Raw genomic sequence first — 26,707 nt, 5'->3', positions numbered from 1 at the left:
AGGTGCTAGGTCATGGGTGCTAGAAGGATAACGGCGCAAGGCCAACACCTATCACCCTCGCACCAAGCACCTCACTCTCCGTCCGTCTCGTCAGCCCGTCTCACACGCTGCTTGTATTGTAGCTTGAATTCCTCGAACACTTCGTCCGCGAACAGCTCGTCCGAGATGTGCGCGATCTCTTCTGCTTCTTTCCACGCTTCGGCGAGCGATGCGAGCTCGCCCTCGAGGGCGCGGCGCTCGATGTCTTCGTTCGATGCCATTTCCAGCGCGAGACGATCCACCGAGGGCAGCCGGAAAAGTGGTGTCGTCTCGTCGCTGCCGGTACCACCGCGCCCCCAGAATGATCGGTTGGCGAGCTGCAGTGCGATGCGCTCGGCGAAGCTGGACCCCGCCGGCTCGATGAGTCCCTCGTCCGGCGCGTCCGGGACGCGTCCCCAATGCGTGCGCATCGCGAGCGAGGCCACACGCGAGAAGTAGCCTTCGCGATCGCCCGCTTCGTCGAGCTTCGCGATCGCGTGGTGCACTTCCGCGTTGCTCGCGACGCCAAAATTGAGCGAGGCGAGCATCTTGCCCGCGGTGCGCAGCCCAGTGCCTTCGGAAAGTCGCGAGACGCCGCTATCGTGGCGAACGACGAGCCGCCACGGCGCATCACGGTCCGGGCGAATCAGCTCGGCGGCGCCGAGGTGTGCATAACGAATGACGATGGGCAAGCCGGATTCGTCGAGGGCACGCGCCAGGACGGCGTCGCCGCGGCGAAAGGTGCGAAGCCTGAGCATCGCCTCATCGCTCAAGCCGACGGTCGTCGCGTACCCGGCAAGAGCAGCGGCGGCGCGACGCGCAATCCAGACGGGAAGCCGAGCGCCGCCGCGGACGAGTGCTTTCCTCTGCCGACTGCCATTGGTCTCGGCAGCGTGGCGCTCGATCCTGGCGCCGTAGCGCCACGACGCGATCTCGGGCAGCAAGGCAGGCCCGATGCGCACGAGCTCGAGATGCTCGGCGATGCGGGCGAGACCGATGTTGTCAGTCGAGTAGCGCAAACGTGTTCCGCGGAACAAGCGCTCGCACTCGTCGATCGCCTCCCAGCGCTCCTCGAGAGGCGAGAGGTTCCATCGTCCGCAACGGATGCAAATGACCCAGAACCGTCCGCGCGCGGGGTCGTACGCGAGGCGATGGCCGACGGGAAACGCCGCTATCTGGTCGTTGGTCCCGAGTGATGTGTTGCAGAAGAGGCAAGTCGAGTACATCGCCCGCAATACTGCAAAACCGCTCTGGTGGCGCAACTCGCGCCGTCCCATTTGCGGACACCGGCTCGGCCGGGACCAACCGTTATCGCGGAGAGCGGTCAGGGCACGATCAGCGCCTTGATCGCAGCTCGCGATTCGACGGCTGCGAGAGCGTCACCGGCATGATCGAGCTCATACCGTCCGCTGACCATTTCGGCCCAGGGCACGCGATCGGCAAATCGAGACGCGAGCTGCACCGCGCGGTGAAAGTGATGGTACTGCGATCCCCAGCAGCCGTGGATCTCGACGTGCTTGCGGTTGATCTGCCAGTGGGGATGAATCTGGACGGGACCGTTGTCGGTGTAGTGGCCGCAGATGACGACGCGTCCGCCGTCACGCACCATGTCGAGCGCCTGGGACACTGCGTCAGCGCTGCCGCTCGCCTCGATCACGATGTCGGCGCCGCGGCTCCTCGTTGCATCACGCACTGCGGCAACGCGGTCGCCACTCGTTAGGTCGAGGCCGAGTGTTTGCGTTGCTCCCATGCGGCGCGCAAAGGCGAGACGATCGTCCGGCGCGCCGACGGCGATCACATCGCTCGCGCCCGAGAGCGCCGAGAGAGCCACGATCGATTGCCCAACCGGTCCGACGCCCAGGACGGCGACAGACTCGCCCAGCCTAACGTGAGCGAGATCGATGGCATGAAGCGCGGTAACAAGACCACAGCCGCCGCCGATGAATGTCTCCGGCGTGAGATTCTTCGGCAGACGGATCATCTTCACACCGGGCTTCATCCAGATACCCTGTGCCCAGCCGCCTAACAAGCCATCGTTCGCGCTGTAGGTGATGCCGTAGACGCGACGCTTCGTGCAGCGCGTCGGCTGTTGGGCCACGAGACAGTGATAGCAGGCGTTGCACGTCTCGTGGACATCGAGGAAGGTGACGACGTCGCCTTCTTTCAATAGCTCCCCTTCCACATCGCGGACTTTGACGTTGCCGTTTCGTAATGTGGCGATGGTCCCGACCGATACGTGGCCGGGGACGATTGGAAAGGGAACGTCCAGACGGCCATGATGCAGGTGCACGTCGGTGCCGCACACCTCGGAGTACATCGTATGGAGCAGCGCCGCACCGGGCTCGAGATCGGGAGCAGGGAGCTCACGAATCTCGAGCGGTTGGTGCGCACCGGGCATGACGCAGGCCCGGTACGTTTGCTTCACTGCTCAGCGGGAGGAAACACTCTTCGGAGCACCTAACGTGTAGCGGTTGATCCAGTCGAACTCGCGGCGAACCTTGTCCATCTGGTGATAGTATTCGCTAAAGCCGTGGCCCTCGCGCGGGAAGAACACGAGCTGCACCGTCTTGCCGCGATCCTTGAGCTGACGGAAGTACTCCATCGGTTGGCCGATCGGGACGCGCTGGTCGTTGCCGCCGTGGAGGATGAGCAAGGGCGTCGTCACGTTGTCGACAAAAGTGATTGCCGAACGCTGCCGGTAGAACTCCATCGTCTGCTTGTTAGGCACGCCGTTGAAGAACGACGCGATGTAGCCCGGAATGTCCGTCGTTCCATACATGCTCACGAGATCCGTGAGCCCCGCGCCTTCCATCGCCGCCTTGAAGCGATTCGTCTGTGTCACCACCCACGACGTCATGTAGCCGCCGTAGCTCCACCCGCTCACCGCGAGTTTGTCGTTATCCGCGACGCCCCTCGCGACCATCGCGTCGACGCCCGCCATGATGTCGCGGTAGTCGCCGCCGCCCCAATCCGGGACGTTGCCGCGCATGAACTTCTCGCCATAGCCCGTCGAGCCGCGCGGGTTCGGATACAGCACCGCCCATCCCTGGCCCGCCCAGAACTGGCCGGGCGAGCCCCAGTTCGCCTTGAATCCGATGTTGTGCGCGCCCGTCGGGCCACCGTGGATGTCGACCAGCAGCGGGTAGCGCTGGCCAGCGCGATATCCCACAGGCTTGAGCAGTACGCCTTCGACCTGCTGACCATCGGAGCTCTTCCACGTGACGACTTCGCTCTCGCCTAACGCGAAGTTCACGAGCTGCGGGTTGGCGTCAGTCAGCTTGCGCGCCGAGGCGAATGTCGCGTCGGACGCATAGACGTTGCCGGGCGATATCGGGGAGTCCATCACGAAAGCGACGTGCGCGCCGCTCTTGTCGAACGACACGCCGCGCACGATCTCCCGTTGCGTGAGTTGGCTGTACTTGCTGCTGGCGACGTCGAAGCGGAAAACGCTCGAGTAAACGTGGTCGCCCGCCGTGAAATAGAGCGACTTGCTATCGGCGCTCCAGGTCATCGCGCCCGGCGAATTATCGAAGCCGGCGCTCATGTCGCGGCTGCGCTTCGTTGCGACGTCGTAGAGCTCGAGATGGGAGTCCAGAATCTCCCGGAACTGCATGCTGTCCGGCACCATCGGGTGCGTTTGCCGCAGTGTCTCCAGTGCGAGCGTGCGTCCATCCGGCGACCACGCCGGCGTCCCCTGTACAGCTGCGCCAGCGTCGATGCGCTCGGCCTGACCGGTCGTCGCGTCGACGATGAACGCATTACGGCGCTCGTCACGCAGCAGCGTGGACGGCGTCGTCACGTAGGCGATGCGCCGCGAATCAGGCGACCAGGTCGGCGCGCCGCGCACCGTGAACTCCGTCGTGTGCAGCAGCTCGTTCTCCTTCTTCGTGGCGACGTCGACGACCCAGACGTGGGAGAGTCGGAAGTCTCCCTCGTACACCTGCGCGTCGTCCTTTCGCTTGCGCGCGGCGTCGGTCGTCTTTGTCAGCGAGTCGACGCTCAGGAAGGCGATACGCTTGCCGTCGGGCGACCAGCTGAAGCCCGTGACACCGTCCTTGGCGTTCGTGATTTTCTCGGCCTCGCCGCCATCGAGGCGCAAGAGATGGATTTCCGGGCGTGGCTGCTCGTCTCCAGCTGCGGCACCGCGCGCCGAGAGAAAGGCGATGGCCGAGCCATCGGGCGACCATTGGGGCTGGGACTCGCCGCGCTCGCTGAATGTGATCTGTCGTGGTGGTCGGGACCCGTCGGCAGGGACGAGCCAGAGGTGCGATCTCACCTCGTGCTTATCTCCGAGCGCGGTATCGCCTTTCGCCGGGTTGGCGGCGGGGTGTTCCCAGCCACTGACGGTGTGAACGACAAGAGAGCCATTCGGCGAGATCGCGACCCCGCCGACGTTCTTTAAAGCCATCATGTCGTCGATCGTCATCGGGCGCTTGGCCGATTGGGCGGCGGCGCCTTGCGCCATCGCCAGTCCGGCCAGCGAAATGAGCGCCAGTGCAGCGGTGGTGGTGACCTTATGAACACGTAACATCGTGCTGTCCTCCTCGATCCTGTTGTTCATGAGTGTTGAGCAGGCGTGTTATGGCGACCACCGGATGACGCCGAGGGCACGCACAATGACGCCGTTCTTGACACTGATCTTCGGCGGTGCGTCGCCGAAGCCGAAATCGACTGTGAAATCAAAAATCTGCGGTACGGGCACACCATCGCGCTCGGCGGGAGCAAACCGCGATTGTGTGACGCAGGTAAGGACCGCCTGCGAGAACATCTGATCGTCGGATTCTATCACTTGGAACGTGGGGATGACCGGGCGTCCTTCCGAGTCAACGACGAATCTTACGTGCGCAACTCCTGCGCGTCTCCGGGCGCGCAACCGATCGGGATAGCGCGGTCGTGGCATGTCCCGCAGAAGCGCGACGGGCTTGGCGACATCGTCAGGCAGATAGGCCTCGAGTATCTCCTTCGGCCAATCAGGCGCGACAAAAGTCTTCTCGACGACTTGATTCGAGTCGAGTGAGAAGCGGGGGCTGAACGACAGGCCGCCGCGCCCCACAAGGATGCGCACTTCGTATCGGCCGGGAACTTCTGCCGTGAGATAGAAAGCGCCCGCTAGCCCGGTGTCGGTAACAGCTTCGGACGCGACGCGACCGAGGCTGTCGACGAGCAACACCCGAGCATTCCCGATCGGCTGGCGCGTCTTCTCGCTGACGAGAATTCCCTGGACTGTCTGCGCCTTGCAGGGAGCAGGAAGTACCGTGAAGGCGACAGCGAACGGGAGCGCTATTCGAGCGGTAGTCATTGAGGTCATCGAGTGCCGGACAATACGGGGTTGGTCGGCGCGCCCGCCAGACCCTTGCGCGAAAATCCGACCCCGCTAAACCGGGCTTCAACACTCCCCGGGGACGCTCCGTAACTGTATCGTTTCCACTCCACCCGTCCCACCCATTGGGAGTGCGTATGCATCGTTCCCGAATCCTTCCACTCCTCGCCGGCGTCGCCCTTACGAGCGTTGCGATGACGGCCGAGGCACAGACTCTCGATTCCCTCACACTCGCCGGTTTCCGTTGGCGAACCGTCGGACCAGCCAACTTCGAGGGGCGCGTCGCTGATGTCGCCGGCATCCCCAGCCCATCGAGGACCTTCTTCGTCGCCACGGCTGGTGGCGGCATCTGGAAGACCACGAACGCCGGCGTGACTTTCCGCCCCGTCTTCGACAACTACCCCGTCGTCGCCATGGGCGCGCTCGCGATTGCGCCCTCGGACACGATGCAGGTCTGGGCCGGTACTGGCGAACAGAATTCTCGAAACACCATCGAGCCCGGCGCCGGTATTTACAAGTCCACGGACGGCGGCGTGACGTGGAAGCTCGCTGGGTTGGAGAAGACCCAGCATATCGGCCGCATCGCCGTCAACCCGACGAATCCGAACATCGTTTACGTTGCCGCGTTGGGCGCTGCGTGGAAGTCCAATCCCGAGCGCGGGCTTTATAGGACCGAGGACGGCGGCGCGACGTGGAAGCTCGTGAAGTTCATCAACGACAAGACGGGCTTCATCGACGTCGGCATCGACCCCAAGAACCCGAACGTGATCTGGGCGTCGAGCTGGCAGCGCGTGCGCGGTCCGTACTTCCTCACCTCGGGTGGTCCTGGCTCCGGCCTGTGGAAGTCCCCCGACGCCGGCAACACCTGGACGGAGATCAAAGGCGGCGGCTTCCCCGAAACTCAGAAGGGACGCATCAGCTTCTCGATCTTCGCTGGTAACCCGGACATCGTCTACGCGATGGTCGAGGCCGACTCGATCCGCGGCCAGAAGGCCGTGGCGGGCGCGAAGCGGCAGAAGCTCGGCAATGGTCTCTACCGCACCACGGATGGCGGCAAGACATGGGAGAAGAGGAGCGACGCCGACACTCGGCCGTTCTACTACTCGCAGGTTCGCGTCGACCCGCGCAATTCGGAGCACGTGTGGTTCTCGTCGACGCCTGTGCTCGTCTCGAGCGACGGCGGCAAGACGGCCCGCACGGCGACGCAGGGCATTCACGTCGACCATCACGCGATGTGGGTGGATCCCGGCGATCCGGATCACTTCATTGTCGGTGACGACGGCGGCATCTCGATCACGTGGGACGGCGGCGGAAACTTCGACTTCCCCGCGAACCTTCCCATCGGGCAGTTCTACGACGTCAGCTACGATTTCGAGGTTCCGTACAACATCTGCGGCGGCGCGCAGGATAACGGCGCCTGGTGCGGGCCGAGCCGTCGCAAGAATGGTCCCGTCACCAACGCGTATTGGTTCACGATCTCCGGCGGCGACGGTTTCTACACCGCTCAACATCCGACCGAGCCGTGGATCGTGTGGGGGGAGTCGCAAGGCGGAAACGTCTCGCGATTGAATCTCAAGACGGGTGAGCGCACGTCGCTCGTGAAGCCGTCGTGGCGTCCACTGTATCAGACGCTCGAGGATTCGATTCTCATCACGCGTGGCGACTCGAACTCGCCGGCGACGAAGGAGCAGAGCCAGCGCATCGCAGCGTACCGCGACCGTCAGAAGGCTGACTCGGCCGAGCTCGACCTGCGCTTCAACTGGGAGACGCCGTACTTCCTGTCGCCGCACAACGCGGACGTCTTCTATATCGGAGGCAACCGCGTGCTCAAGTCGACGCAGCGCGGAGACAATCTGTATCCGATCTCGCCTGATCTCTCGAAGAAGAATCTCGGTCGGATCGACACGAGCATGAACAAGACGGGAGGAATCAGTCTCGATGCGACAGGTGCAGAGACATACGGCACCGTCGTCGCGTTAGCAGAATCGTACGTCCGGCCGGGATTCCTCTATGCCGGCACGGACGACGGCAATGTGTGGACGACGCAGAACGACGGCTCGACGTGGCAGCAGATTCCGACGACGCGCTTCGCGGGCCTGCCGACGGGCGATGTGTACGTGAGCCGCATCGAGCCTTCGCACTTCGATACCACGACGTTCTATATCACCTTCGACAATCACCGGTGGAATGACTTCACGCCGTATGTCTATGTCACGAACGACGCCGGTAAGACGTTCAGATCAATAGCAGGCGGGCTACCTCACGACAGTCCCGCTGACTTCGTGCACGTCGTGCGTGAGGATCCTTATAACCGCGATCTGCTTTACATCGGCACGTCACGCTCGGCGTACGTCTCACTCGATCGCGGAGCGGGCTGGCACAAGTTCAACGGCGGTATGCCGACGGTGCCGGTGTACGATCTCAAGATTCATCCACGCGATCGCGAGCTGATCGCGGCGACGCACGGCCGTGGGTTCTGGATCGTCGACGTCGCTCCGCTCGAGCAGATGGCCGGTGACTCAGGCAAGAGGGTCATAGCGGAGAACACGCATCTGTTCGCGCCGACGACGGCGTTCGAGTACGGACAGGGTCCGGCAATCGGTGCCTCGTCGAACGGAGAGGGTCAGAAGTTCTTCAACGCACCGAGCCCGCCATACGGCGCGGAGATCGTGTATCGCATCGCTCCGGGGGCGGGCATGGCGGCCGCGCAGGCGGGCAACGCGAGCGACGCGAATGGCTCGACGCCGAGCGGCGGTCGCGGCGGTCGCGCACCGCGCGAACAGGCGCGGATCGTCGTCACTGACGCGCGTGGCGACACGGTGAGAACGCTCAACGGTCCGATGACGGCTGGTCTGCATCGAGTCACGTGGGATTTCCGCGGCAAGGCGCCGGTGCGCGTGCTGTCGATCTCGCAGAAGCGCGACAGCATCGTCCAGGCGAACCGGATGAACTTCGTATTCGACTCGCTCGAGAAGGCGGGAACGATGCCGAAGGCGCAGCTCGATCGCATTCGTCAGATGATCGCGAGCGGCAACCCCGGCTTCGGCCGCGGCGGTGGCGGCGGTGGTCGCGGTGGCGCAGGCGGTGCCTGGGTCGCGCGACCAGGCGAAGGCGCATTCGTCGGCGCCGGCGCCCGGGGTGCAGCGGCGCAGGGCGAACGTGCGCAGGCCGGTGGCGAGGAGAACATACAGGATATGCTCGCGTCATTTCCTGGCGGCGCGCAGGAATTTGGTGACCTTTTGCGTCCGGCGGGCCAGCGTGGCGGCCGCGGTGGTGGATTCGGGGCGCTGTTCGGCTTCGGCGGCGGCGGTCGCGGCGCGGGCCAGGCGCCTGTGGTCAACACGGGCGACTATCTCGTAACGCTTACAGTCGGCGGTCGCACGTACAAACAGGTGCTACGCGTCGAGCGGATGAGTGGCGGCGATGATACGGGGTTCAATTTTGGATCGGATGATGATCACGATCCGAAGAAGTGATTGGTAGTTCGTCATTGGTTGTTGGTGAAATCGGAGAAGGCCGGTGCTTTGCGCCGGCCTTTTCTTATTCACGAATCACCAACTACCAATCACCAACCACCAACATCACCACTTGATCCCGCCCACATCCCGTAGCGCATCTTCACACTCTGCTAAACATCCGCGCAACGTGTCAAGCGTGTGATCGCCCATATGTCCGATGCGGATGGTCGTGTCCTTGAGTTTCCCATAGCCCCCACCAATGACGAAGCCGCGCCGGGCGACGCCATTCACGACGTCGGCGCTTTTCAGTCCTTCCGGCAGAGTGATCGTTGTGACCGTCGGCGACCGTGAATCCTCCGGAGCGAGGATCGCAATATCGAGGTCGACGCGCGTCACCGCGCGCTTGAGCCACGCAACCGTCGCGTCGCGCATCGAGTCGTGGCGTTCCCAGCGCCGTTCGATCCCCTCACGCAGCACGTCCGCGAGCTGCGCGTCGAGCGCGTAGAGGAGCGAAAGGGCGGGCGTCGCCGGCGTCTGGTTTTTCGCGGCAAACTCCTCGAACTCGACGACGTCGAAGTAGAGACCGCGGTCCGTCACTCCACGTGCGCGCCTAACGAATTCGGCAGAAGCGACGCCGAACGCCAAGCCGGGCGGCAGCGCGAGCGCTTTCTGCGACCCGGTGAGTGCGAAATCGAGTCCCCATGCATCGAAGCGCAGCTCGGCGCCGCCGGCGCCGCTCACGCTGTCGACGATGCAGAGCGCGCCATGGTGATGCGCGAGCTCGCTCACGGAGCGCACATCCGTGAGCGCGCCCGTCGAGGTCTCGGAGTGCACGACCGTTACCGCTGCATAACGACGCGCACCGAGTCGTCGGTCCACGTCGTCGAGGTCGCAGGTCTCGCCCCAGGGCGCCTCGATCACGTCCACCTCGCGCGCGCATGCTTGGGCGATCTTGGCGAAGCGGCCTGAGAACGCGCCATTCACCAGAGAGAGAATCGGCCCGGTCGGCGCGTTGCGAATCGCGCCCTCCATCAATCCGCTCGCCGACGACGTGCTGATGTACACCGGCCGCGCTGTGAGCAACACGTCACGCAGGCCGGCCTCGAGCCGAGCGAACAGTTCCTCGAACGCGCGTCCACGATGCGCGATCATCGGCCGCGTCATCGTGGCGAGGATTTCCGGGCGTACTTCAGTGGGCCCGGGAAGGAAGAAAGTTCCGAATGAAATGGGAGAAATGGCTGGGGACCAGGTGCCGGGTGCCAGGTGGTAGCATCAAGCTACTCTAGCCCTCCGCAGCGAGCACGAACCGCGCGAGCTCGGCGAAACTCGCGATCTCGAGATCGGCGTTCGCAACAACACTCGGCCGCCGTGCAAAACCGGTGTACGCGGCAAAGGTGTCAGCGATGCTTCGGAGCGGGACATCCGTCGCGCCGTCACCGACGGCGAGTATCGGTCGCTTCAGCTTGCCTTCGGCCGTGAGACGACCGACGACCTCAGATTTTCCACGTTGTGTCGTGAGCGGCGAGCTCTTGTCGTACGTCACGTAACTGCCTGTCGAGTCGAAGGCGAGCGACACGGCATAGAGATCTCTGTCCTCGAAGCCGAGCGCGCGCGCGACGGGAGCGATCGCCTGGCGAATGCCACCGCTGAGGAGATTCAGTCTCAGGCCGGCATTCCGCATCGACGTGATCGCAGCCGCCGCTCCGGGCGCGAGCGATTCTCGATATTCATCTGCGAGGGCGGCGACATCGGCCTCCGAAGGCTGGACGATCGCCAGGCGCTCGCCATAGACCGATTCGAGCGCGACGTCGCCGCGCATCGCCCGATCGGTGAGGGCGGCGATTCGCGCTCCGATGTCACCGCCGCGGCGCTCGGCGAGGAAGTCGATTCCCTCGATACCACAGAGCGTCGAGTCGACGTCGATCACGACTGAAGAGAACGTTGGCGTCACGTCAAGGTCGTGCTCAGAACAGATTGCCCGGCGCGAGCATACTCCGTGGATCGAGCTCGCATTTGATCGCGCGCATGACACCGAGCTGCAGCGGAGTGAGCTGCAAGGGCAGCCAGCGACGCTTGAGCTTCCCGATGCCGTGCTCCGCCGCGACGGTTCCACCTAACGATAACGCGTGACGCAGTGTCGACTCGACGACCCGCTCGATGCGCGCGAGCTCCGTTGCGTCGCGGGCAATGAAGTTCTGATGCGGGTGACCGTTGCCGGCGTGGCCGTAAATCACGGGTGGCTCGAGGCCCGCGTCGCCGGCGAAGCGCCGCGCGGCGGCGATCGCATCCTTCAACCGTCGAAAGGGAACGGCCCAGTCGGTAGAGACTTTGCGTCCACCCGCCGCGCGCGATCTCGCGCCGCGCTCGTTCATGGTCGCGGGAACGCTGTGCCGGATCCGGCGAGCGTCTCGTAAGGCAGACTCCCCTTCATAGACGAGCATGTCTTCCTCCACCGCGCCGAATTGCTGGCCCAAAGCGAGCCAGCGTTCGAGCGGCACATCGGAGCCGGCAGCGACCGCCTGTTCGACGTACACGAGCGCGCCGGCACCCGCGACCCATTGATCGTTCCGCTCCGCGCCGCGCGCCACGCCAAGTGCCGCGTTGTCGAAGAACTCGAGACAGCGCGCCGACACCTCCGTCGACGTGCGCGCCGAAACGACGAAGTCGAGCGCCTCTGCCTCACGAGCGAATGGAATCGCGACGCCGGTGACACTTGCCGGAAGCGGAAGCAACGAGAGCTCGGCCTCGAGTACGACGCCGAGCGTTCCTTCGCTGCCGATGAACCAATCGACCGGCTCGTGAATCGGTGCATAGCCAACGGTGTTCTTCTCGAGACGGATGCGCTGCAGCTCGTGGACGCTTCCGTCGGCGAGTGCGACGCGGAGCGAAGCGACATGCTGGCGCGTCGCGCCATAAAGCAGACTGCGCGCTCCGGATGCATTGCACGCGATCGCGCCGCCGACGGTGACGTCCTCTTCGCTCGTGGGATCGGGCGCGAACAGCAGACCTTCGGTCGCGAGCCGGCGTTTGAGATCGCCGACGTTGACGCCGGCCTGAACACGAACCGTTAGGTGGTCACGATCGATCTCGCCGATCTCGGTGAGCCCTCGCAGGGACAGGAGAACGCCGCGGTCGGCAATCGACGCGCCAGTGGTGCTGGTTTGCCCGCCGGCAGCTGTTACGAACCCTCCTTCGGCGTGCGCGGACCGCAGGACCTCGAGCACCTCGCCGTTGTTCGCCGGTCGCGCGACGGCCTCCGGTATCATCTCGAGCCCGGACGCATCCCGCGCAAACGATTGCCTAACGCCGACATCGGTAGAGAGCATCCGTGGCCCCTACGCCCCTAGCCCCTCGAACCGAACGATCGTCGCCGTCATCACATCGTGCAGCTCGAGCAGCTTGCGACGGATATCTGCACCCGCGGTGCCGTCGACGGAGATCGCTGCGAGCGCTTCACCACCCTGAGCGAGACGTGCCTGGTGATATTCGGCGATATTCACGCCCGCGTCGCCGAGGAGCGTGCCGACACGCCCGATGACGCCCGGGACGTCGTTGTTCGTGAGCACGATGAGCGTCTGCCGCGGCGTCACGTCCACGTGAAAGCTGCCGATACGCGTTAGGCGCGGCCCGCTATCGGGTCCGGCGCTTCCCGCCACTCCAAGCTCCTGCATGCCGCCGGAAAGCGAGACGTCGACCGAATACGGATGAGCAGTCGCTGCCTCGGCGACGGAGAGCTCGAGGCCACGAGCTTCCGCCAACGTACGCGCGTTGATGAGGTTCAAGCGATCGGTCTCGACGACACCCGCGAGCACGCCGACCGCCGCCGCCGATAACAAGAGATCGCCCGCATCTATTAGGGAACTACCGCAGCGGACGGAGAGCCGGCGCACTGCCCGAAGCCCCTGATCGGCGAGGATGGCACGCGTCACCATTGCCGCACGCTGCGCGACGAGCATCGCGGGCTGAACTTCTCGCCAGCGGCCGTCGCCCAACGAAACCGAGGCGACGTTGATCGACCGCGAGAGCTCGCCGTGCAGCAGCGCGTCGCGCACCGCACGACACACATCGACCGCGACGTTGCGTTGCGCTTCGGCGGTCGACGCCCCGATGTGCGGGGTGAGCACGACGTTAGGCGCACGGCGAATCGGGTGATCGGCAGCGAGCGGTTCGCCCTGATAGACGTCGAGTGCCGCACCCTGCACATGGCCGCTGTCGAGCGCCGCCAGGAGCGCCTGATCGTCGACGATGCCGCCACGGGCGAGATTCGCGACGATACTGCCGGGGCGCAGTATCGACAGCTCGCGGCGGCCGATGAGTCCCCTCGTCTCGTCGTTCAGCGGTGTGTGGACCGTGACGATGTCGGCTTCCTCCAGCAGCGCGTCGAGCGTCGGTGCACGACGCACCCGCAGCGCCCGAAATCGTTCGTCGGCGATATATGGATCGAAGCCGACCGCTTCCATGCAGAACGCTTGTGCCCGCGTTGCGATCTCACTGCCGATGCGCCCGACACCAACGATGCCGAGCGTGCGACCCTTGAGCTCACTGCCGAGTAGTTGAGAGCGATCCCATTTGCCCTCTCGCATCGTCTGCGTTGCCTGCGGCAAATGACGAAGGAGCCCAATCATCACGCCGAAGAACAGCTCGGCGACGGCGACAGTGTTGCCAGCCGGCGCATTGATGACGGCGATGCCGAGCGCGGTCGCGGCGTCGAGCGCGATGTTGTCGACGCCGACGCCGGCACGTCCCACGACTTTCAGTCTTTTTGCCGCGCGCAGGAGCTCTTCGGAAATTCGAGTCGCGCTTCGTCCAACGATTGCGTCGTACTCGCCGATGCGCGCGAGCAATTCTTGCTTGGCTAATGTGGGCACCTCGTCGACGTGCAGTTCAGGCTGCGCGGCGAGGAGTTGCACACCTTCGGGATCGATTTCGTCCGTGACGAGAACGCGCAAAGACATGAAGAGGCGCCGGGTACCGGGGAAAGGCACTGGGGGTCGAGACTCACCTAAGTGTCACAGGATCAGAGGCGTTTCGCTAATCCCTCGTGCCCAAAGTGAGTTGACAGCGTGCATGATCAATTCCGGAGTGCCCGAAGGCCGGGGCCGACACCTCGGCGCTTCGCGGCCGTAGGGCAAGAGGTGCCGTCGAAACGTGACGTGAGCCGCCGCTGGCTCGTGTTGGTTCTGCCGAGCACGAGGCTTCACTCGCATTTCGTATTATTCGGTGGGTTCAGTGACACAACGTTCATTTACGACAGCTCGCCGCCACGTTCGCTCCGGAGTGATCTCACGCTCCGGATTCGGGCGCCTGCTGGTCACGCACATTCGTCAGAGTGAGAAGACACGCATCGCGACGCCGACGAAAATCGCCATCGCCCTGATCTTGTGTCTTGGATCTGCTTTTCTCCTTCCCAGTACGGGCAACACACGCACGGCGGCGGCGAGTAAACCCGCGCGCATACTGGTGCCGATGTCGCTCGACCACATGGCGCGCGAAGTCGTGTATCTCGTGAATCTCCAGCGCGCGCAGCACTCACTGCCGCCGCTCCGCGTCAATAGGAAGCTCGTTACCGACGCGAAGCTTCAGGCGACGCAGATCGCGGAGACGGGTGTGCTGGATCACGTGATCCTGAGCGGCCAGTATCCAACGCCGCGCGTGCGCGCCGAAGCGGCGGGATACGCCTGGAACGCGCTCGGTGAGAACCTCGCACTGGGCTATACCGACGCGGCAAGCGCTGTCGCAGCGTGGATGCACTCGCCGGGGCATCGAGCGAACATCCTCGCCGGTGGCTATAGTGAGACGGGCGTCGTGCTCGAGCCTGACGCGCGCGGACGCTTGATCTTCGTTCAGACGTTCGGGGCTCCACAGTAAGATCTTGTCGTACTGCTAACTGTCATACTGTGTATCGAGTAGCCCTGATTAGAAGATTTAAAACCTAACCCTCCTCCAACATGCGTTACCGCCTCGTCGCGCTGACGCTCGTCCTCGCTGTTGCCCGTCTGGGCGCTCAGGGCGAGCGCTTGTTCTATTACACCGACCGCGAGGATGCGTACCGCAGTCTGGTCGCACACATCGACCAGATCAGCGTGCTCGGCCCCCAGAGCTACACGGTCGACTCGCTAGGCACCTTCTTCGGCGGCGTCGATGCGCGCGTGCTGAAGCTTGCCAGGGAACATCGCGTGAAGGTGATGCCGCTCTTTGTGAACGAGGGGTTCAATCAGCCTGCCTTACGACGACTACTCGGTGACACGGCCGCGCAGAGGCGGAGCATCGAGTCCATGGTCGCTGCGTGCCGTCGCAACGGCTATTGGGGAATTCAATTCGACGTCGAGAATCTCAACGAGCTCGATCGCGACCGTTTTACGAAGTGGTACGTCGACGCCGCGTCGGCACTTCATGCCGCGGGCTTCGCCATCTCGATCGCTGTGGTTCATCGTACGGACGAAGCAGTTGGTCCCACCGCCTATCACCGATTCCTCCAGGAGAGTTGGCGCGGTGGTTACGACCTGGGCGCCATCGGACGGGTGAGTGATTTCGTGTCGATGATGTCGTACGATCAGCACACGCGCCGCACGCCACCGGGCCCTGTCGCTGGCCTCACGTGGGTGCGAGACAACGTCGATTACTTCCTCCGCTACGTGCCGGCGGAAAAACTCTCGCTCGGCATTCCGCTCTATGGACAGCACTGGTTCGCGCGCGCGGACCCGTCGATTCCCGAGCAGGTGCGCTCATGGAGCGAGACGGTTACCTGGCGGTGGGGCTCGCACCTCGCGGAGCGCGCGAACGCGCCGATGCGATGGGAGGAGACGGATCAAGTGCCTTTCGCGTATTACCCGAACGGCGGGACGTACGAATGGCTTTTCCTCGAGAACGCGCGAAGCTTTCAGAAGAAGATCGCGCTGATGCAGGAGAAGAAGTTGCGCGGATTCTCGGCCTGGGTGCTCGGGACGGAGGATGAGGATATTTGGAGCGCGCTGCCGAGAGCGACCGCGACCAAGTAGTGGTTAGTGGCGGGTTACGACTCGCGCGCGAAAGGTTTCGCTCCAGCCACTCGCCGCCCTAGCGATGCTCGGCCTGGTGCTCGACGAATCCGCCCGCCTCCACCATATCGCACATAACTCGCAGCGCCTTGTGCGGCCCGCACGAGATCCCGACCACCTTTACATCGGGATCGAGGATGTTCTTGCGATGACCCCGATCGGTGATGCCGTCGTCGATCACGAGCGCTGCCACGACGTCGTGCGCCGTCGACGGCCCGAAGGTCATGTTCTCGGAGATCTTCGTCTTCCAGTCGCCGTAGCGGCTCACGCGGTCCCAGGCCATGCTGCCGTCGGTGCCCTTGTGGTTCATGAGCCCACGCGACGCCTGATCCTTCACGTGATCACGGGCGCCAAGCGTCATTCCAGAAGACGGACGCAGCGTACCCATCGACTTCGTCTGGCGCAGAACCCGAATCGCCTCGCGCACCGCCGCGGTGCCCTCTCGCGTCTCGAGCGCGCTCTCGTCTCCAGGTCGGCGAAACAGATTTCCGTGGTAGTACTGAAGGTCGCGCTCGAGACCGGCCGCGTAATCCTGTGGATCGGAGCGCAGGCGATTGACTTCGTCGAGCACGCCGCGCTCGAGCACCGCGAAGCTCTCGGTAGTACGCGGAGCGGGCAAACGGGTCAATCCCTGCTGCATGACAGGCGTTGATCCGGAGCTCGCGCATCCCTGTGCCAGCGCGACAGATAAGCCCAGAGCGAGGGCAGCGAATACCGAATCAAGGCTGCGAGATACGCGCATAGAAATCTTCAGCTGAGTGGAAGCGGATTGGTCCCGTTCGTTCACCTGACTCGACGGGAAAGACCGCTCCGACGTCACGTATCCCCGACTTTGGGGTGGCCTCCCACTTTCGACGCTTCCCTCCACTCGTATACTCTCGTTAGTACCCGTTAGCTCCGCGGTCGACCCATGGCGCAACCGATCACTACGCAGCAGTCGTTCTCAGAGGCGCTGCCACCCGAGAAAGACGGGAGGGCTCTGGCCGCGGCGAGGGTCGTGCTGGAGGACGCCTTCGGACCAGTCGCCGCGCGCCGATTTGGCGTCCGGTTCTGGGACGGTACCCTCGACGAGCCGGCGGAAGCGCCACGTTTCACAATCGTGCTCGAGTCGCCCGGTGCCCTGCGGCGCATGCTGTTGCCGCCTTCGGAACTCTCGATAGCGGAGAGCTACATCTTTGGCGACGTCGACGTCGAAGGCGATCTGGAAGCGGCTGCCGACCTCGGCGATCTGGCCGCGTCGCGTTTGCGATCGCCACGCGCGCTCCTCCGGCTCGCACGACATGTTCTCGCGCTGCCACGCGATGAGCGACCCGAGCGGGCCGGCGACGCCGTGATGCCGGCGTCTTCGCATCTCGCCGGCCGTCGGCACTCGACGGCGCGTGATCGCGACGCGGTGCGCTTTCATTACAACGTCGGTAACGCGTTTTATTCGCTCTGGCTCGATGCGCGAATGGTCTACTCGTGCGGTTACTTCGCGCGGGGCGACGACGATCTCGACAGCGCTCAGGAATCGAAGCTCGAGCTGATCTGCCGGAAGCTGCGGCTCGGTGCTGGTGAGCGACTGCTCGATATCGGCTGTGGCTGGGGCGGTCTCATCATGCATGCCGCAAAGCGATATGGCGTTTTCGCCCTCGGGATCACGCTCAGCGAAGCACAGGCGGAACTCGCCCGCGAGCGCATCGCCGCAGCGGGATTGAGCGACCGCTGTCGCGTCGAGCTGCGCGACTATCGCCGGCTGGCCGACCTGCCCGAGTTCGACAAGATCTCGAGCGTCGGCATGGTGGAACACGTCGGGCAGAAGCGACTCGACGAGTACTTCGCGTGTTCCTACGCGGCGTTGCGACCGGGTGGGTTGTTCCTGAATCATGGCATCGTCGGCATCGAAGCATCACGTCCGCAATCACGCGCGTCACGCGCGGCGGCAAAGGTCTGGCGGCGCGGCGAGTTCATCGATCGCTATGTCTTCCCGGATGGCGAGCTCCCGCCGTCCGCCACCGTGATCGCGAGCGCCGAGCGAAGTGGCTTCGAGCTGCGGGACGTCGAGAGTCTTCGCGAGCATTACGTGCTCACGCTACAAAACTGGATTCGGCGGCTCGAGGCGCGTCGTCGTGAGGCAATCGCGCTCGTCGGCAAGCCGACGTACCGTGTGTGGCGACTGTACATGTCCGCGTCTGCGTTCGGCTTCCGCAGCGGCCGCATCGGAATCGTTCAGTCGCTGTTCGCGAAGCCGCGTGCGGGGGGACAGGTGGAGCTGCCACGCACGCGAGCTGACTTGTACGAATGATCGGCTATCGCGATCACGTCCACCGCGTCTCGTCGAGACGCAACAGAGTTGCCAACAGGACGTTCGCGCCGTTCACGATGTCGCCGGGCTTCGAGAATTCCTTCGGCGCGTGGCTGATCCCGCCGATGCTCGGAATGAAGATCATTCCCATCGCACCGATCGTCGCCATCGCCTGGGCGTCGTGACCAGCGCCGCTCGGCATCACTCGGCTCGTTAGGCCAAGCTCGCGCGCGGACTCGGCGATCAGCGTTCGCACCCGCGGATCGCTTGGCGCCGGCGCGTTCTCGTGGAGCATGTGGAAGGCGAAACTCGTTCCGTTCTGCGCGCCGATGCGGGTCGCCTCCGACGAGATGCTCGAGTACAGCGAGTCGACTTTGGCGGCGTCGAGATCGCGCAGCTCGAGCGTGCAGACGACTTGCCCCGGAATGACGTTAGGCGCGCCGGGCAGTGCCTGGATCCTGCCGACTGTGCCGACCTGGCGTCCGGGAACACTCGTCACGATGCGATTCACCGCTTCGACGAAGCGCGCCGCCGCGAGGAGGGCGTCATGGCGCTGGTCCATTGGCGTCGTGCCAGCATGGTTCGCGAAGCCGGTGACGGTGACTTCCCACTGCTTGATTCCAACGATTCCTTCGACGATGCCGATGTCGATGTGATCGCGCTCGAGCGTCCCGCCCTGCTCGATATGCAGTTCCAGATAGCCTGCGATGGCGCCCTTGGCGCGACGCGCGGTCGCGAGCTTCTGCACATTGCCGCCAAGGAAAGCGATCCCTTCGGCGATGGTCTTACCGCTGCGACTCACGTTCTGAAGCTCGTCCGTCGTGAGCTGTCCACTCACGGCGCGACTGCCGTAGAGTCCCCCTTCCTCGTTTTGCCACACGACGACCTGCAGTGGATGCTTCGTGGTGATCCCCTGTTCGCCTAACGTCTGGGCGACTTCGATCGCCGATAGCGAGCCGACATCGCCGTCATAATTCCCGCCTTCCGGCACCGAGTCGATGTGAGAGCCGAAGAGGATCGGCTCTAGCGAAGCATCGCGTCCGGGCCGCGATGCGATGATGTTCCCAGCGGCGTCGATGGTCGGCGTCAGCTTCGCGTCGCGCATCAGACCGAGGACGTACTCCCGCCCGTGCCGGTCCGCGTCACTGTACGCGAGCCGCGTCACTCCTCCCTGCGGATTCGCGCCGAAGCGCGAGAGCTCGGCGAGGTGACGGTTCAGCCGATCGCCGTTCACGCGGGGAGCCATGCCCTTGACGATCCGAGTGAGGCTGGCTAACGAGTCACTATTCAAGCGCCCGGCGAGAAGTCCACCGGCGAGCGTTGCGGTGAACTGGCGGCGGTTCATCACTGGATCGGAGGCTTGACGTCGGCAGGTGATTCTCGCAGGGACATCCGGTGGAGGAACGCTCGCTCGTCAGGCGTGAGGCTTCGCACGCCGTCCCGCTTTGCCTTCGCGATCACGCGGTCGAGCTCCTCCACGTTCATGGGATGGAGTCCCGCGCGCGGGATCGTCTCCCAGCGCGCGATTTCCTCATCGACGCCGCTCAACCCCCAGCCGCGCTTGCCGAACGTTGCCGTGTCGAGCTTGCGCTGATAGGTGCGGAGAGGCGAGCGGAAGTCGATGAATTTCAGGTACAAGAACGCGCCAACGTAGCCGCCAAGGTGCGCGAAGTGAGCGACGCCGCCCCCGAGGGAACCGAGCCCACCGAAGCCACCGAAGATGGAGTACACGGTCTGTCCGATCACAAGCCAACGCGCCTGAACGGGGAGCGCGCCCCAGATGTAGATGCGATCGTGCGGCCAAAGCGTGGCGTAAACCAGCTCGACGCCGAAGATCGCTCCCGATGCGCCGACGATCGGATACGGCGCCACGCTCTTCAATGCCAGTGACAGAAGGGCGCCGCCCAAGCCCGCGATGAAGTACATCGTGATGAAGCGGCGCTCTCCCATCTGCGCTTCGACCCTCGGCCCGAAAAAGCCCAAGGTGATCATGTTGAAGATGATGTGGCTCCAGCTCGCGTGCGCGAACATGTACGTGACGAACGTCCACGGCATCGCGCGGATGTACGCCCAATGCGGATAGAACGCGAGATAGTTATTGAGACCGGGGAGGAAGTATTCGCTCACGACGAACACGATCAGGTTCGCCGCGATGAGTCGCTTTACCCAGGGTGTCAGGAAGGAGAGCATTCTGATCGGTTTTTCCTTGTCATCCTGAGGAGCGCCGCGACGAAGGATCTAGCGTCCTTCGATAGTGGCTGGCCTCAAAGAAAGGACAGTAGATCCTTCGCTTCGCTCAGGATGACAGAATACGTAAATAAGGCTAACGACCCGAGCTTCTTCGGAGTGACCTGCCGCTCAGTGCTCCAGTGTAATTCCCCTGATCGACCGCTAATGTGCCATTGACGAAGACATAGCGCATCCCCGTGGCGAGCAGGGTCGGCTCGCGGTAGGTCGCTCGATCGGTGACCGTCGCCGTATCGAACGCGATGACATCAGCGAAGTTACCGACGGCGAGGACGCCGCGCTCGGGGAGCCGCAGTGTACGTGCGGTCAGCGCACTCGACCGATGAATCGCTTGCGGCAGCGTCAGAACGTGTTTCGTAAACACGTACTCACGCAACAGGCGTGGGAACGTGCCGTATTTGCGCGGGTGACCCGCCGAGCCGTCCGAGCAGGTCATGATGAAGTCCTGAACCATGAACTTCTCGATGTCCTTCTCGTTCATGTTGAACGAGGCGACCGACGCGTCGCCCTGCTGGATGATCTGCAGGGCGGCGTCGATCGGCGATTCGTGCCTGACCGCTGCGATCTGCTCCAGGGTGCGGCCGAGGATGCTCGTGTCGCGCGTCGAGGAGATCAGCAGCGTTGACGCGCCACCGCGCCGCCGAAGGTTTACCTCCATCTCCTTCGTTAGGCGTGCGTGCGTCGGCACGTCGGCGATGCGTGTTCGCAGCGAGTCGCGTCCGCCGACCTCCGCCCAGCGCGGGAGCAGCGACGCACCGACGCTTGTTCCCGATGCATCGTAGGGGTACTGGCTGGCAGTGACGCCGATCCCCTGAGCGCGCGCCGAGCGCATGAGTGCGATGACGGCGTCGCTCTGCCCCCAGACATCGGCGCCGAGTGCCTTGATGTGCGAGATGTGGATGGGGATTTTCGCCTCGCGGCCGATGCGAATTGCCTCGTTGACAGCGCCGATGAGGCCAATCGTGTAGGAGCTTTCGTCGCGAAGGTGCGTGTCGTAGATGCCGCCGAACTGCGATGCCACCTTGGCGAGCTCGATGACTTCTTCGGTGCGCGCGTAGCTCCCCGGCGCGTAGTAGAGGCCGGTCGACATCCCGATGGCCCCTTCTTCCATCCCGCGCCTAACGAGCCAGCGCATCGAGTCGAGTTGTGCGGCAGTCGGCGCGGCGTCCGACATACCGAGGACGGCGCGGCGGACCGAGCCCTGAGGCACGTAGAGCGCCGCGTTGGTACCGATACCGTTCTTCGTCCAGACGTCGAGCGTCTTTCCAATCTCCGTCGTGCCACCGCCGTCGTTGTTCGTGATGACGGTCGTGACGCCCTGCATGAGATACGCAAGGTTCGCTCGGCGATCGCTGTTGCTCAGGTCTTCTGCCGTGTGGGTGTGCGGATCGATGAATCCCGGCGCCACGACGAGCCCGCGAACGTCGACTGTGCGCTTCGGCGTGAGATTCGCCTTGGCGGCGTCGCCGATGAAGACGATCCGATCGCCGCGAATGGCGAGATCGGCGACGCGCGGTGCGCTGCCCGTCCCGTCGAAGATTGTGCCGCCTCGGAGGAGGACGTCGACGTCTTCGGTGTTGCCGGGAGTGACCATTGCGCCCGTGAGCGCGAGGACTGCGAAGGGCAAAAGACGGCGGAAGTGCATCTGGGATCGTGGGTTCGGGATGTTGCGGATAATGACGGCCGGTCCGCGACGCGTCTACTGCTTCCTGAGGAAATAGACTCGTTATATCGGCACAACACCCTTGACGCTCACCGCGCGCGGACACACAATGGCCGCCCGCGGTGCCTGACGACCTGCACCTAACGAGTAATTACGTAGCAAGCTCGTGTGGGCTGCCGTCCGCCACGTTTTGTCCCCGATAGCGTACCTCTCATCACTTTACCCATCTCCGCCATGAGTCTCTTCCGCAGGTCCGGCCGCATGTTCGGTATGCTGGCCGCACTCGCCGCCCTCGCGATGCCGCTTGCCGCGCAGCAGGGGACCGTCCGCGGCAGCGTCGTGGATTCCGCCTCACAACGCGGGATCCCTGGCGTCTCAGTCAGCGTCTCCGGCTCCACGCGGGGAACTCTGACCGACGATGCCGGCCGATTTACCCTGCGCAATGTGCCAGCCGGCAGCACGGCAGTCCGTGCACAGCGCATCGGGTACGCGCCGTTGGAGCGAACCGTTGCCGTCAATGCCGGCGACACCGCGTCCGTGTCGTTCGAGCTGCGCGCCGTCGCCGTGCAGCTCTCCGAAGTCGTTTCCATCGGCTACGGAACCAGCAGCCGTCGCGATGTGACGAGCGCGGTCGCCTCGGTGACCGCGAGCGACATCGAGAATAAGCCACTCGCCGGCATCGAGTCGGCGATTCAGGGGAAGATGGCTGGCGTCCAGGTCACCCAGAACGCTGGGAATCCCGGTAATGGCATCTCGATTCGGGTGCGCGGCCCGGCGTCCGTGAACGCGGGCAACCAACCACTCTACGTCGTCGACGGCGTACCGATCATTCAAGAGGATTATGGCCAGCTAGGCATGGGCGGCCAGGACGTGACTTCGATCTCCAGTCTGAACCCTGACGAGATCGAATCGATCGACGTCCTCAAGGACGCGGCCGCGGCCGCGATCTACGGATCGCGCGGGTCGAATGGCGTCGTGCTCATCACGACGAAGCGCGGCCGGCCCGGCCAGTCGAAGGTGAATCTGAGCACTTACTACGGCAATCAGACGAACCCGAAAAAGCTCGCGCTGCTCGACGCCAAGCAGTACGTCGAGATCTTCAACGAGAGCGCCGTGAACGACGACGAAGACCTTCCCTTCACTGCCGGTACCGACGATGCGCACAGCTTCGACTGGCAGAAGGCTGTTTTCCGGAGCGCGCCGGTGGGAGACATGCAGCTCAGCATGAGTGGCGGCACCGATCGAGTGAAATACTATCTCAGCGGCGGGACCTTCGATCAGCGGGGCATCGTCATCGGCTCCGATTACAAGCGGCAGACGGGCCGAGTGAACATCGATTTTGACGCGACCAATCGCTTACTGCTGCGCACTTCAGTGGGCTTGTCGCGCGAAGACAACAACCGCGTCGAGGGCGACGGAAGCCTCGACGGCATCGTGACGAACGCGATCGGCATGCAGCCTATGCGGCCGATCTTCGGCAATTTCTACGGCTACGCGGGCGCTGACAGCGGATTGAAGTACTCGAATCCCGTCGCACTCGCCGCGTACAACAGCACGACGTACGGGACGCTCCGTGGGCTCGGCAACGTCGAGGCTCGGTACTCACTGAACAGCAAGCTCGCGCTCACCGGCCGCTTCGGCGCCGATATGTTGTCGGTCGACGAGCTCCAGTGGGATTCGCCCAAGGTCGATCAGACGTACGCGCAGAGCGCAGACGGCGTCGGTAAGAGCGACCACACGACGGCGACGCGCTACGTCTCCGAGGTCTTCGGAACGTACGAGGCGTACGCGAGCGACCGACAGAAGCTGTCCGTCGTTGGCGGCGCGAGCACGGAGCTCAATCACTCCGACCTGAATTTCATCCGCGGCGAAGGGTTCACGAGCGGCTTCACCAAGTACATCCGGAACGCGACTGTCATAACGAGCTACGACGGCTCGAGCACGGACAACACGCTCGGGTCGTACTTTGGACGTGCCAACTATTCGTTGCTCGACCGCTATCTCCTCTCGGCGAGTCTTCGCGCAGACCGGTCGTCGCGTTTCGGCGCCGATCACCGCTGGGGAACGTTCCCGGCGGCTTCGGTCGGCTGGAACATGACCGAAGAGCCGTTCGCCGCGGCGTTGGCGCGTCACGCGACGGTGAAGCTGCGCGCGAGCTACGGCGTCACCGGCAATCAGGGCATCGGCGACTTTGCGTCGCTCTCGCTCGCGTCGGCAGCACCCTATACGACGCTACCTGGTATCGCGCAGACGACGATCGGCAATCCCGATCTCCGCTGGGAGTCGACACGCGCGTTCGACGGAGGCGCCGACATCGGCCTCTTCGACAATCGTGTCAGCGTGATCGCGGACTACTACAACCGGCGCACGAACGATTTGCTGGTACGGCGTCCGATTCCGGCGTTCACCGGCTTCACGACGACATGGGGCAACGTCGGCGACATCAAGAACGCCGGCGTCGATCTCTCGATCAACACCGAGAACCTGCGCCCACGCAACGCCCGCGGCCTGGGCTGGACGAGCGGCTTGAATCTGACCTTCAACCGTAACCGCGTCATCAGCACGTACGGCAACCAGCCGATCATTACCGGCATCAACGGTCGTCAGGCGACCATCGTCGCTGCGGGACAGCCGTTAGGCGAATTCTACATGCTCAACTTCAAGGGCGTGGATCCGCAAACCGGCGACGCGATCTTCCAAGACGTGAACGGCGACGGCTCGATCGATAGCAACGACAAGACATACGTCGGCAGCCCGCACCCGAACTACTACGGCGGTTTCAGCAACGAATTCACGTACGGCAACTTCGCCCTGCGCGGCTTCTTCACGTTCAGCCAGGGCAACAAGATCTTCAACATGATGCGAATCTTCACCGACGACGGCGCATGTACGTGGGACAACAAGACCACGAACGTGCTCGCGCGGTGGCAGAAGCCTGGCGACATCACCGACATGCCTCGCATGAGCTACGACTGCACGTCGGGCGCGGACGAGATCTCGAGCCGTTTCCTCGAAGACGGCTCCTATGTGCGACTGAGCGAGCTGACGCTCTCGTACAACGTGCCGGCGCGCTGGGCGAATCGTGCCTATCTCTCCTCCGCCCGTGTGTACGTCTCGGGACACAACCTGAAGCTCTGGACCAAGTACAGCGGCTACGATCCGGACGTGAACAGCGCCGGATCCGATGAGAATATCATCATCGGCACCGACTACTACGCGTATCCGCAGCCACGCACGATCACTATAGGCATCAACGCGGGCTGGTGAGGCTCGCCATGGAGCATAACGTGAAACTTCGCCATTTCATTCCGGCGCTCATCATCGCATTCGCGGCCAGCGCTTGCAGCAAGGAGCTGGCGACGGAGCCGAGCGATCAGGTGCTCGCCAGCCAGTCGATCGTCGACGCGCCGACGGCGCGCGCGGCGCTCGCCGGCGCATATTCAGGTTTGCAGGCACTCGGCTACTACGGCCGCAATCTCGAGATCATCGGCGATCTACCGGCCGACAACGCCATCCACAGCGGCACCTTTCAGTACCTCGACGACATCGGCCGCGACGAGATCAAAGCCGACAACACGACGACGACGAGTGTCTGGACCGCCGTGTACGCGGTCGTCGCGCGCGCGAACATGATCCTGACGAAGGTCCCGAGCCTGACGGACCTCTCGACCGAGGAGAAGAACGAGATCCTCGGCGAGGCGTATTTCCTGCGCGCGCTCAGCTTTCACAATCTCGTGAAGTACTGGGGCGCGATTCCGTTGCCACTGCAGCCGATTCTCGTCCCGAGCGATGCGTCGAAATATCCACGCGCCGCCGTGCCGCAGGTGTACACGCAGATCCTCGCCGACCTGAGCCAGGCGGGGCAGCTCATCACGAACACGGACAACACTCGTCAGGCAACCGTGATGGCCGTGCACGCGATCCGTGCGCGCGTGCTGTTCTATCAAGGCGACTATCAGGGCGCGCTCGACGAGGCGAACATCGTGCTCGCTGGACGCGACACGTTGACCGTCAAGTACTCCGATCTTTTTACTCCGACGGGTACGGACACGGACGAAGACATCTTCCGCGTCGCGTTCACGCCAGTGCAGTACAACGAGATGGGGTATTACTATCTCGGCGCCGGGCGCCGCGAGCTGCAGCCCTCGAAGAATCTCAACACATCGTATGAAACGGGCGACGCGCGAAAGACGTGGACGATCCAACCGCGCGGGAGCAGCAATCTGCAGGGCACGAAGTTCCCGACGACGATCGGCGCCGAGCATCTGCACGTGATCCGTCTGGCGGAGGTGGTGCTGATCAAGGCGGAAGCGCTTGCGCGTCTCGGCCAGCTTGCTCAGGCGGTGCAGGAGTACAACAAGGTACGCGTGCGCGCCGGGCTTGCGCCGCATATACTCGGCGTGGACGTAACGACGCAGGCCGATGTGCTGGCGGCGATCGAGAAGGAACGGCGTCTCGAGCTCGCTCTCGAGGGCGATCGCTGGCCGGATCTCGTTAGGCTCGGCCAGGTGACGACGTTGCTCGGCATTCCCGCCTTTCGCGCTCTGTTCCCGATTCCGGCGAGTGACGTGAGTACCGCGGCCTTGGTACAGAACCCCGGATATTGAGTGGCTGATCGTTGGTGATTCGTGGGTTGGTGATGCTGGTTCGTGAAGACCGAAGGCCGGCGAGCAACGCTCG

The 26,707-nt window shown here is 63.8% G+C and carries 18 protein-coding genes; 6 read left to right on the top strand and 12 right to left on the bottom strand.

All coding sequences use genetic code 11. The annotated features are described in order from the left end of the window. Positions 1-71: 71 nt before the first annotated feature. The 4 genes from VGH98_04835 to VGH98_04820 all read right to left on the bottom strand — a co-directional run bounded on the left by VGH98_04835 (position 72) and on the right by VGH98_04820 (position 5,317). Positions 72-1,244: a hypothetical protein gene (locus VGH98_04835; GenBank protein ID HEY2375279.1), complete on the bottom strand. Its 1,173-nt coding sequence runs from the start codon at positions 1,242-1,244 to the stop codon at positions 72-74. Between the two features lie 98 nt (positions 1,245-1,342). After that, entirely contained in the window at positions 1,343-2,443 is a 1,101-nt protein-coding gene (locus VGH98_04830) for a zinc-binding dehydrogenase (protein ID HEY2375278.1), read from the bottom strand. A gap of 3 nt (positions 2,444-2,446) precedes the next feature. Further along, the gene (locus VGH98_04825) at positions 2,447-4,579 is read right to left on the bottom strand and encodes a S9 family peptidase (protein HEY2375277.1); all 2,133 of its coding nucleotides are present in this window, start codon (positions 4,577-4,579) and stop codon (positions 2,447-2,449) included. 18 nt (positions 4,580-4,597) lie between these two features. Beyond that, complete coding sequence (locus VGH98_04820; GenBank protein ID HEY2375276.1) at positions 4,598-5,317, bottom strand: TonB family protein; 720 nt, start codon at positions 5,315-5,317, stop codon at positions 4,598-4,600. A gap of 158 nt (positions 5,318-5,475) precedes the next feature. Here VGH98_04820 and VGH98_04815 point away from each other — a divergent pair, with 158 nt between their 5' ends. Further along, the gene (locus tag VGH98_04815) at positions 5,476-8,814 is read left to right on the top strand and encodes a hypothetical protein (protein HEY2375275.1); all 3,339 of its coding nucleotides are present in this window, start codon (positions 5,476-5,478) and stop codon (positions 8,812-8,814) included. 105 nt (positions 8,815-8,919) lie between these two features. Here the strand turns inward: VGH98_04815 and VGH98_04810 are convergent, their stop codons facing one another. From VGH98_04810 to serA, 4 genes are all read right to left on the bottom strand, one after another. After that, positions 8,920-9,948: an alanine--glyoxylate aminotransferase family protein gene (locus VGH98_04810; GenBank protein ID HEY2375274.1), complete on the bottom strand. Its 1,029-nt coding sequence runs from the start codon at positions 9,946-9,948 to the stop codon at positions 8,920-8,922. A 130-nt stretch (positions 9,949-10,078) separates the two neighbouring features. Next, positions 10,079-10,723, bottom strand: coding sequence for an HAD-IB family phosphatase (locus VGH98_04805; protein HEY2375273.1), 645 nt, complete (start codon positions 10,721-10,723; stop codon positions 10,079-10,081). A gap of 37 nt (positions 10,724-10,760) precedes the next feature. Continuing rightward, positions 10,761-12,122 (bottom strand): FAD-binding oxidoreductase, encoded by a 1,362-nt coding sequence (locus tag VGH98_04800; protein ID HEY2375272.1) that lies wholly within the window; start codon positions 12,120-12,122, stop codon positions 10,761-10,763. 9 nt (positions 12,123-12,131) lie between these two features. Beyond that, positions 12,132-13,751, bottom strand: coding sequence for a phosphoglycerate dehydrogenase (gene serA, locus VGH98_04795; protein HEY2375271.1), 1,620 nt, complete (start codon positions 13,749-13,751; stop codon positions 12,132-12,134). Positions 13,752-14,073: 322 nt separating this feature from the next. On the opposite strand from serA, the gene VGH98_04790 reads away from it, so the two are divergent. Further along, positions 14,074-14,664 (top strand): CAP domain-containing protein, encoded by a 591-nt coding sequence (locus VGH98_04790; GenBank protein ID HEY2375270.1) that lies wholly within the window; start codon positions 14,074-14,076, stop codon positions 14,662-14,664. Positions 14,665-14,744: 80 nt separating this feature from the next. Then, a complete protein-coding gene (locus VGH98_04785; protein HEY2375269.1) occupies positions 14,745-15,794 on the top strand; it encodes a glycosyl hydrolase family 18 protein in 1,050 nt (349 codons plus the stop codon). A 58-nt stretch (positions 15,795-15,852) separates the two neighbouring features. On the opposite strand, the gene VGH98_04780 is transcribed toward VGH98_04785, so the two are convergent. Then, on the bottom strand, positions 15,853-16,473 hold the full coding sequence (locus tag VGH98_04780) for a CAP domain-containing protein (protein HEY2375268.1): 621 nt from the start codon (positions 16,471-16,473) through the stop codon (positions 15,853-15,855). 270 nt (positions 16,474-16,743) lie between these two features. On the opposite strand from VGH98_04780, the gene VGH98_04775 reads away from it, so the two are divergent. Then, positions 16,744-18,117, top strand: a complete 1,374-nt coding sequence (locus tag VGH98_04775; protein ID HEY2375267.1) for a cyclopropane-fatty-acyl-phospholipid synthase family protein — start codon at positions 16,744-16,746, stop codon at positions 18,115-18,117. Positions 18,118-18,130: 13 nt separating this feature from the next. On the opposite strand, the gene VGH98_04770 is transcribed toward VGH98_04775, so the two are convergent. From VGH98_04770 to VGH98_04760, 3 genes are all read right to left on the bottom strand, one after another. Beyond that, complete coding sequence (locus tag VGH98_04770; GenBank protein ID HEY2375266.1) at positions 18,131-19,462, bottom strand: Zn-dependent hydrolase; 1,332 nt, start codon at positions 19,460-19,462, stop codon at positions 18,131-18,133. Next, positions 19,462-20,307: a rhomboid family intramembrane serine protease gene (locus tag VGH98_04765; protein HEY2375265.1), complete on the bottom strand. Its 846-nt coding sequence runs from the start codon at positions 20,305-20,307 to the stop codon at positions 19,462-19,464. The genes VGH98_04770 and VGH98_04765 overlap by 1 nt, the downstream gene beginning before the upstream one ends. 133 nt (positions 20,308-20,440) lie before the next feature. After that, positions 20,441-22,009 (bottom strand): amidohydrolase family protein, encoded by a 1,569-nt coding sequence (locus tag VGH98_04760; GenBank protein HEY2375264.1) that lies wholly within the window; start codon positions 22,007-22,009, stop codon positions 20,441-20,443. Between the two features lie 252 nt (positions 22,010-22,261). Here VGH98_04760 and VGH98_04755 point away from each other — a divergent pair, with 252 nt between their 5' ends. Beyond that, the gene (locus tag VGH98_04755) at positions 22,262-25,294 is read left to right on the top strand and encodes a TonB-dependent receptor (protein ID HEY2375263.1); all 3,033 of its coding nucleotides are present in this window, start codon (positions 22,262-22,264) and stop codon (positions 25,292-25,294) included. Positions 25,295-25,314: 20 nt separating this feature from the next. Beyond that, positions 25,315-26,634: a RagB/SusD family nutrient uptake outer membrane protein gene (locus VGH98_04750; GenBank protein ID HEY2375262.1), complete on the top strand. Its 1,320-nt coding sequence runs from the start codon at positions 25,315-25,317 to the stop codon at positions 26,632-26,634. The last annotated feature ends 73 nt before the right edge of the window (positions 26,635-26,707 follow it).

Source organism: Gemmatimonadaceae bacterium, from assembly GCA_036496605.1.
GTDB lineage: Bacteria > Gemmatimonadota > Gemmatimonadetes > Gemmatimonadales > Gemmatimonadaceae > AG2.
This window is presented reverse-complemented; position numbering and strand designations above follow the sequence as displayed.

Excerpts from the sequence above, each read along its gene's own strand:
- VGH98_04835 (HEY2375279.1), bottom strand. The coding sequence starts at position 1,244 with ATGTACTCGACTTGCCTCTTCTGCAACACATCACTCGGGACCAACGAC.
- VGH98_04825 (HEY2375277.1), bottom strand. The coding sequence starts at position 4,579 with ATGAACAACAGGATCGAGGAGGACAGCACGATGTTACGTGTTCATAAG.
- VGH98_04820 (HEY2375276.1), bottom strand. The coding sequence starts at position 5,317 with ATGACTACCGCTCGAATAGCGCTCCCGTTCGCTGTCGCCTTCACGGTA.
- VGH98_04815 (HEY2375275.1), top strand. The coding sequence starts at position 5,476 with ATGCATCGTTCCCGAATCCTTCCACTCCTCGCCGGCGTCGCCCTTACG.
- VGH98_04810 (HEY2375274.1), bottom strand. The coding sequence starts at position 9,948 with ATGATCGCGCATCGTGGACGCGCGTTCGAGGAACTGTTCGCTCGGCTC.
- VGH98_04800 (HEY2375272.1), bottom strand. The coding sequence starts at position 12,122 with ATGCTCTCTACCGATGTCGGCGTTAGGCAATCGTTTGCGCGGGATGCG.
- serA (HEY2375271.1), bottom strand. The coding sequence starts at position 13,751 with ATGTCTTTGCGCGTTCTCGTCACGGACGAAATCGATCCCGAAGGTGTG.
- VGH98_04785 (HEY2375269.1), top strand. The coding sequence starts at position 14,745 with ATGCGTTACCGCCTCGTCGCGCTGACGCTCGTCCTCGCTGTTGCCCGT.
- VGH98_04780 (HEY2375268.1), bottom strand. The coding sequence starts at position 16,473 with ATGCAGCAGGGATTGACCCGTTTGCCCGCTCCGCGTACTACCGAGAGC.
- VGH98_04775 (HEY2375267.1), top strand. The coding sequence starts at position 16,744 with ATGGCGCAACCGATCACTACGCAGCAGTCGTTCTCAGAGGCGCTGCCA.
- VGH98_04770 (HEY2375266.1), bottom strand. The coding sequence starts at position 19,462 with ATGAACCGCCGCCAGTTCACCGCAACGCTCGCCGGTGGACTTCTCGCC.
- VGH98_04765 (HEY2375265.1), bottom strand. The coding sequence starts at position 20,307 with ATGCTCTCCTTCCTGACACCCTGGGTAAAGCGACTCATCGCGGCGAAC.
- VGH98_04760 (HEY2375264.1), bottom strand. The coding sequence starts at position 22,009 with ATGCACTTCCGCCGTCTTTTGCCCTTCGCAGTCCTCGCGCTCACGGGC.
- VGH98_04755 (HEY2375263.1), top strand. The coding sequence starts at position 22,262 with ATGAGTCTCTTCCGCAGGTCCGGCCGCATGTTCGGTATGCTGGCCGCA.